The organism is Eubacterium uniforme, from assembly GCF_900167115.1.
In the GTDB taxonomy this organism is placed as follows: domain Bacteria; phylum Bacillota; class Clostridia; order Lachnospirales; family Lachnospiraceae; genus Eubacterium_S; species Eubacterium_S uniforme.
On record NZ_FUXZ01000017.1, the window covers coordinates 39455 to 47368 of the forward strand.

At 30.9% G+C, this 7914-nt stretch carries 7 protein-coding genes; 5 read left to right on the forward strand and 2 right to left on the reverse strand.

What is annotated here, in order from left to right; all coding sequences use genetic code 11:
• Window positions 1-5 precede the first annotated feature (5 nt).
• Window positions 6-935: a 1-phosphofructokinase gene (gene pfkB, locus B5D16_RS11450; protein ID WP_078767124.1), complete on the forward strand. Its 930-nt coding sequence runs from the start codon at window positions 6-8 to the stop codon at window positions 933-935.
• Between the two features lie 57 nt (window positions 936-992).
• Here pfkB and B5D16_RS11455 read toward each other — a convergent pair whose 3' ends face one another.
• A complete protein-coding gene (locus B5D16_RS11455) occupies window positions 993-2639 on the reverse strand; it encodes a sensor histidine kinase (RefSeq protein ID WP_159444379.1) in 1647 nt (548 codons plus the stop codon).
• A gap of 202 nt (window positions 2640-2841) precedes the next feature.
• Window positions 2842-3570 (reverse strand): LytR/AlgR family response regulator transcription factor, encoded by a 729-nt coding sequence (locus B5D16_RS11460; RefSeq protein WP_078767126.1) that lies wholly within the window; start codon window positions 3568-3570, stop codon window positions 2842-2844.
• A 528-nt stretch (window positions 3571-4098) separates the two neighbouring features.
• Here B5D16_RS11460 and B5D16_RS11465 point away from each other — a divergent pair.
• The 4 genes from B5D16_RS11465 to B5D16_RS11480 all read left to right on the forward strand — a co-directional run.
• The gene (locus B5D16_RS11465; RefSeq protein WP_078767127.1) at window positions 4099-6021 is read left to right on the forward strand and encodes a leucine-rich repeat protein; all 1923 of its coding nucleotides are present in this window, start codon (window positions 4099-4101) and stop codon (window positions 6019-6021) included.
• 161 nt (window positions 6022-6182) lie between these two features.
• Entirely contained in the window at window positions 6183-6557 is a 375-nt protein-coding gene (locus B5D16_RS11470; protein WP_078767128.1) for a hypothetical protein, read from the forward strand.
• A 142-nt stretch (window positions 6558-6699) separates the two neighbouring features.
• The gene (locus B5D16_RS11475) at window positions 6700-7572 is read left to right on the forward strand and encodes a Uma2 family endonuclease (RefSeq protein WP_078767129.1); all 873 of its coding nucleotides are present in this window, start codon (window positions 6700-6702) and stop codon (window positions 7570-7572) included.
• An 84-nt stretch (window positions 7573-7656) separates the two neighbouring features.
• The coding region (locus B5D16_RS11480; protein WP_479723675.1) for a transposase at window positions 7657-7914 on the forward strand (258 nt) is incomplete at its 3' end.

A 7914-nucleotide genomic window follows, 5' to 3' on the forward strand; every position in this document is an offset into this window, starting at 1 on the left:
ATGCTATGATTTATACAATAACTTTTAATCCTTCGCTTGATTTAAATATGGCGGTTGATGAATTTGTATTATCACATACTAATAGAGCGAAAACAGAAGAATTATTATTAGGTGGTAAAGGAATAAATGTATCAACTGTACTTAAAAATTTAGGTATTGATAATACAGCTATTTTTTACGCAGCAGGATTCACTGGTGATGAAATAGAAAAAAGGGTTCATGACTTTGGGATTAAATCAGAATGTATAAAGTTAGAAGATGGTTTAAGTAGAATTAATGTGAAAATAAAAAACATTGATGGTACAGAAATTAATGGATTAGGTCCAGATATTCCTAGTGAAAAAGTAGATGAACTACTTGAAAAATTAAAGGAATTAAAAGATAGTGATGTTTTGATACTCGCAGGAAGTATTCCTTCATCAATGCCTAATACCATCTATAGTGATATCTTAAATATTGTACCTGCAAAGAATGTAAAAGTAGTAGTAGATGCTACAGGAGAGTTATTGCTTAATACATTAAAGTATGAACCATTTTTGATAAAGCCAAATAATCATGAACTAGAAGAAATCTTTAAAGTGAAGATAGAGGATAAGGAAAGTATAATATCATATGCAAAAAAACTTAAGGATATGGGTGCAAAGAATGTACTTGTATCTATGGCTGGAGATGGTGCTCTGTTAGTAGCAGATGACTACAAAGTATATGAAAGCGAGGCTCCAATTGGAAAAGTTATTAATGCAGTAGGTGCAGGTGATTCAATGGTTGCAGGATTTGTGGCTGGATGTTTGAATGATGAAGGTGGTTTATTAGATGAAATTAATTATGAACATGCCTTTAGATTAGGATTATCTGCTGGATCTGCATCAGCATTTAGTAGTAATTTAGCTACTAAGTCTGAAATAATAGACTTATATAATAAGACATATAAATAATAAAATAAGATACGCCCTAGGTTAATACCTAGGGCGTTTTTATATTGTATATTATTTTTATAATCTAACACAAACTTCACTTATGAAATGGTTATTTTTAGTCGTGAATTTAGCACTTCCTTCATGAGCTTGAGCTGTGGATTCGATTGATGTAAGACCAGTTCCTGCACCGTCGTGCTTAGTTGACTGGTAGACATTATCGATTATTTTTATTTCGTTGTCATATGTGTTATCCATATATATAAATAACATTTCGCCACTAACCTGTGCATTGATTGAAATAATTTTTGGTATGTTTTCAAGATGTTTGCATGCATCGATGGCATTTTCTAATAAGTTACCAAAGATTATACATAAATCAACATCTGAGATGTTAGGATTTGAATTGGGTACAACAATTTTTGCCTTTGTTTTAATACCTTTTTCCTGAGCGTGGCTAATGTAATAACTAATTGTTGAATTAACAATTGTATTATCACAATAATTAATGGAAGTATTAGCAGGCATTGAATCTGCAATGTCTTGTATGTAGTTAGATGCCTCCGTTTCCATACCGCTTTTAATCATTTCATCAATGGTTCGTAAGTGGTGTCTAATGTCATGTCTTTGTTTTCTTATTTCATCATCGTGGCTAATTAAAAGATCCATCTTAGCTTTGTTAGCCTGAATGATAGTTGATTGATATTTTAATTGTTGTTTTAATTCAGTGTTTTTAACGACTGCGTTAATTAACGATCTAACATGAATTGTAGAGTAAATAATTAAGAATGACATAAATAACATAATTCCAAGCTGGAAGAATGATGAAATATGATAGGATGAATTTACTCTATATCTAAGCAATTCGAAAAGTGTAAATATAAGTAGTATAAGGAAAGGGAAGAAGAATGTCTTCGCCCTTCGGTTATTAAATCGAAATGCTTTGTATGTAATGTTTATTGTTATAAGTATCAGTGTCATTATAAGCAATGCATGGAAGTAAGGTAATTGTTGGTGTAATGGACATACGTTAGTAACAAATAGAAGTAATGAAATTATGTATGAAGTTACATTTACAATTACTGCAACGTTTAGGAATGGACTTTCCTTGTCGTTTATAAATACCTGCATGTCTTCGCTTAATGGAATTAATAACATATAAAAAGATAAGAAATCAAATATGTATAGAAATTCCGGCATTTGTACGAAATATGTTACAAGCGTGTTTTCACATAACTGCCATGTACCGGCTGCAACTAAAAATACTCCAGTCCATACTAATGCTTCAGCCTTAGGAGATAAATGTATAATAGCAAATGATGCGAAGAATAACATTATTCCTAAAAAGAAGAAACATAAAGCATATATAAATGAAGGACCATCGTCGGTGAATAGTTTTGCATTTATAGCGTTTTTGTCACCGACCACAGGTGCATACACTCTTATGGCATCTCTTGTCTTTGGTTTTTCATAAACCATTTTGATATTTGTTTTTCCTTTAAACCTATCTGGTATTTTGATTGATTCAAAATTAGTAGGTGGATCAACGAATATTTTTGGGAAACGGTTTATAAGACCATAATCATATATTATTTCATCATCAGCGTATATTCTTAAAGGACAGTAAATAGTTCCAAAAAATAAAAAGTCATCTTCATTCTTATTTATGTTGAATTCAACTGTAGCTTCAGCTTCGTTTTTATTACAAACATAAGTATATGGCAATTTATATTTTTGTGCTCCTTTAACCCTGTTGTTATTATTATCCTCAGAATAGATTGAAACATTATTTATTGTTTTACAAGTTGTAGCTGGGTTGATCTGAGTAACACGGAATACATAGGTTATAATCAGAATGATTGATAAAAGCATGGAGAGAATAACTGCGATTATAACAGATAAATTCCTCTTGGTTAAGTATTTCATTTTATTCGTCCATACCCTTTCTTACGAGTTCAAACATATAATCTTTATATGTTGTTTCAGCTTCTTTTAAACTATCTCTTCTGATGTAAACATTACCACCGCCGTTCATTTCAAAAACGTTGAGTTCCTTGTTAAGATACTTAACATGTGTAAGATTAACTACGAAACTTTTATGGCTTTGATAAAATGGTGGTTTTGGTAGTGTCTTAAGTAAGTCAGAAAGTTTAGTCTGAGGCTTTACAATGATCTCATCCATTAGATAAAGACTAATATCCTTTCCAATCTGTTCCATATATCTAATGTGAGTAAATGGAATATTAATGTCTTTATTGTTTTGAGTTACTGAAATGGATGGAATATTTTGCATCTCATTGTAAGCAAGTTCGATTGTTTCCATTAAATCTTCTTGAGCAAATGGTTTTACAAGATATCTATTTACATGATGCTTATACCCATCAAGTGCATGATCTAGACTTGTTGTGGTAAATGCAATGGTGGTCATTTTATCAACAGTTCTAATTTTAGCAACTGTATCAATACCACCTAATCCCTCCATGTAAATATCCATTAAAATTAAGTTATATTTATAAGGGTAGTACTTATCGAGTAAAGCCTGCCCTTCATTAAAACGTTCAATAGTATAATTATATTTGCAATCGGATAGGAGTTCGGTCAGACGATTATACTCCTTATCTTCATCTTCGCAAACAGCAATTTTTATAGTATCCATATAACACCTCAACACATTATTTTTTATATAAAAACCTCTCGTCAACCCCTTTTTTAACTTTTTTTATTATAAAATATTTTATGGGAATATGCAAGTTTAATAAGAAAAAATATAGTAAAAAAGCCATTGAACAAGCAATTGGTGTTTTGTCAAGTACCAATTTTGCAAGAAAATCTAAATTTTCAGTTCTTTAAAAAAGTCAAAATATGTTGTACCATACAGATGTATGGTTAATATTTATTGATTTGCATAACCAATGTTTCGTGGAAATATAAAAAACAAATAGGGGTTGGCGGTATTATATAAAATTGATGAAAAGAAAAACGAAATGTTATTGTTTTCAGGGGGAATCATAATACTGCAAGAGATAATGGTTATGGAAACAGATAAAAAGACTGTCTTGCTAGCGAAGATGGTCTTTTTTATTTTTGTAAATAATTGTATGTATAAAAATATATATGATATAATAATAAAGTCTAAAGTTGGTTTGACATAAGGGTTATAATTTGTAGGAGGATGAATAATTAAATGAGGATAAAAAGACGAGGGTTGTGTATATCACTAGCGTGTGTAATGTTCGTTACAATTGGACCAGTTGGTGATTACAGAAGTAAAATAAAAGCTGAAAATATTGGAAGTCAGATTATTGATGTTGATGATGAAATAGTTGTTCCTATGATTGCTTTATCAGCGGAGGATGGTTTTGTAAAGTTAACAGAAGAATCAGACATTAAAGGAATTAAACTTGAAGATAATGTACTTACCTTGGATGGATATAAAGGTGGAAGTATACACATAGATTGTAGTTTATATAAAATAGCTGACTTAAAGGTTATAGTTAAGGGGAATAATGTTATTAACGGTAATCTCCTTGTTAATAGAACTAATATAGAACTTAGTGGCAAGGGGATACTAACTATTAACGAGTTAGGTGATGAGATTAAAGAAGAAATCGTAAATGATAGAAACGGTGTATCTATTTGTGATGGAGATTTAGTTATTGATGGACCACGTGTTATTGTAAATGACTCTAAAGAAGGTGTTAAAGTTATAAGTACAAAGACTGATGGTGATGAAGAAGAAACTGAAAGTATAACAGAGACAGAAAGTTCATCTGAAACTGTAAGTGAGACAGAAAGTGAAACAGAAAGTCAGGTAGAAGAAACATCTGAGGAAGAATTTTCTGTGGAAGAGACAGAAGAGTTAACCGAGGAGGAGACGGAAGAATCAACTGAAGAAGAAACTGAAAATAGTACAGAGGAAAGTACTGAGAAATCTACATGGAAAAATTTTAAAGTTGTTAAAAGAAATCTTAATGATAAAAAAGAATACGCTGAATGTAAATTTACAATGAAGTCTGGTTCACTTATTGTTAACATGATTCAGTCTGAGGTTAGTGTAAATAAGGATGTTGTTAAGCATATTTATACACAGAGTGTATTTGCTGAAAAAGTATTTTTAGATGGTGGAGCAATTAAGGTTGAATATAAGGATGTAGATGATTCGCTTGGTAAGATTAATAATGAAATGTCCATATTAAGTGAGACTAAAGATGGAAAGGCTGAGGGCATTATTTTATATTCAAATTATGATCTTGTTCAGAAAGATACAAGATTTATCATTATTACACCAAGAGCGTACAGCGGTAATGTAAAACTTCATTCAGAATTTGAAAATGTAGTTGTTAATCCTAAAAAGATAGTTTATTTAAATAGCAGCGATATTAAGGATTTAAAGGTTAAACTTTCAGAAGATAAATATACATATGATGGAAATGCAAAAACTCCTGAAGTGACAATTAAGGGCCTTATAAAGGATGTTGATTATAAAGTAAGTTATACTGAAAATGTAAATCCTGGTAAGGCAAGTGTTAAGGTTGATGGTATTGATATGTTTACAGGAAGCGTTGTGGTTGATTTTACTATTGAAAAGAATGAAGAGGTAAAAGCAGAAGAAACAACTCCAGTACAAAAACCTGTAAAAGTAACGAAAAAGACTAAGAAAAAAACTAAGGTATATAAAGCTGGCTACAAATTTAAAGATGCTACATTTGTATATGAGATTAGAAAAGTTGGTACAAGAAAGAAAACTGGCGAAGTTAAAATAGTTGGGCTTCGAAAAAAGAAAGTATCAAAAGCTACCATAAAAGGTGTAGTTAAGTATAAAAAGGATAGATATAAAGTAACTGAGATTCAAAAGAATGCATTTAGTAAACTTAAGAAACTTGAAAAAGTTACAATAGGGAAAAATGTTAAGTTTATTGGTGAAGGTGTATTAGCAAATTGTAAGAACCTAAAGAAGGTAACATTTAAAACTGTTATTATAAAAAAGATAGGTATGGGTGCATTTGCTGAAACTCCAGAAGAATTTATTATTAAGGTTCCTAAGACAAAGTTTAAGAAGTATAGAAAGCTTTTAAAGAAGGCTGGATATGAAGGAAAAATAAAATAGGAATATAGAAAACAACAAGCGTTTAGCTTGTTGTTTTTTTGATGATTAGATTGCTTAAAAAACGAAAAAATGCGTTGATATACTACATATATCTCAAATAGATACCTACATTGACATGTAGGTATCTATAAAACAATATTAGATATGGAGGAGGTAGCACAATGAAAACATGGAAATTGGTAGCGGGGATATTATCAATAGTTTTTACAGTTATTGTTTTGTTTCAATCATGTGCTGTTGCAGTAGCTGATGGTTTGGAAGAAAATGAAAGTACATCAAGTGGTGCTGGAATGTTAGTTGCAATTTTGCTATTAGCTGGGGGAATAGTTTCGATTGCGGTTAGAAAATCTATAGGTAAGGGTGGCAATATTGCAGTATTAATTATATTTGGATTAGCTGCATTGATAGGATTTGCTAATTCAAGCACATATCCTGATTTGGTAGTATGGTCTGGTTGGTGTGCAATTAATGCTGGCTTAGCACTTGTGTGTTTGATAAAAGGAAATAAAGATAATACGCCTAAATTATCGGAATGATAAAAAAGACTTGCTTTGTCGTATGACGGGCAAGTCTTTTTTTGTGCTATTTTACATATTGTTGATATTTAATTGATATATATTTGATATAATTATGAAATAATGATATAATAATTGTAGAAAATTGAAGGGAGGGCAAGATATGTATACTTTGGAAGAAATGAAAAATATGAGAGAGATGTATGGGTTTAGTTATAAAGAGATTAGTGAAAAATCCGGACTCCCTATTAGTACTGTACAAAAGGTATTTGGAGGTTTGATTAATAGACCTAGAAAGAGTACTCTTGAAAAGATGTCTGTTGCATTTGTAGAGTATGATAAGAAGACTAGTTATGTGGTGGAAGAGGAACGATACTGTGGAGTGCTTAGTGAAGAGAGTGCTAAGTATGATTCGGGATATTATGATTCAGGTTATGATTTTGGTGATAAGAAAAATGGTGAATTTACATATAATGATTATTTGAATTTTAGATTGCCGGAAGGCAAGAGAGTTGAAATAATAGATGGTTATGTGTATGATATGTCATCACCTAGTCAGATTCATCAGATTATAGTTGGAGATTTATATAGTGAAATATCTAAATTTATAGAGAAGAATAAAGGTGATTGTTTTGTTGGAATGGCACCTTTTGATATTAGACTTGCAGCGGGTAATGATGATAAAACAGTTGTACAGCCAGATGTTTTTGTTAAATGTAAAAGTGAAAGAAAGAATAAGATATCAGAAGGTGGTCCAGATTTGGTGATAGAGGTTTTATCACCGTCAACAAGAAAGACAGATTTAACCATAAAAATGAACAAGTATTGTGAGTATGGTGTAAGAGAGTATGTCGTTGTTGATTATAAAAATGAGAAAGTTATTAGATATGACTTTGAGGATAATTGTTTGATTGATATGTTTGACTTTGATGATAAAATTCCTATTTTGATTTATGGTGGGAAGTTGAAAATTGATTTTGGAAAGATTAAGGAACATATAAAGAAGATGAAAGATATATGGGAAGATTTTGAATGATAAAAAAGGGGCTGTAAAAAAAATCCCCTAATAGAAAAACGGCTATGAGCTCGCGCTCATAGCCGTTTTTTGATATAATTAATTATGCTAAAAAATAAAAATATCAATGATAATTATACAGCACGTCAGCTAAAATTACCATTGGTTATCGAAAAAATAATTAATATTTCTGATCCAGTTTATACTTTCTGTGATGTAATGGATCACATTGACCTAACACCATACTTTGTAGAAGGGAAAGGCTACAAAACAGGTCGCCCAAGATGTGATGCAGAAAAGTTACTAAAAGTTATTCTGTTTGCTTTCATGGAGAACGGTTATTGTTCCTTAAGAGAAATCGAA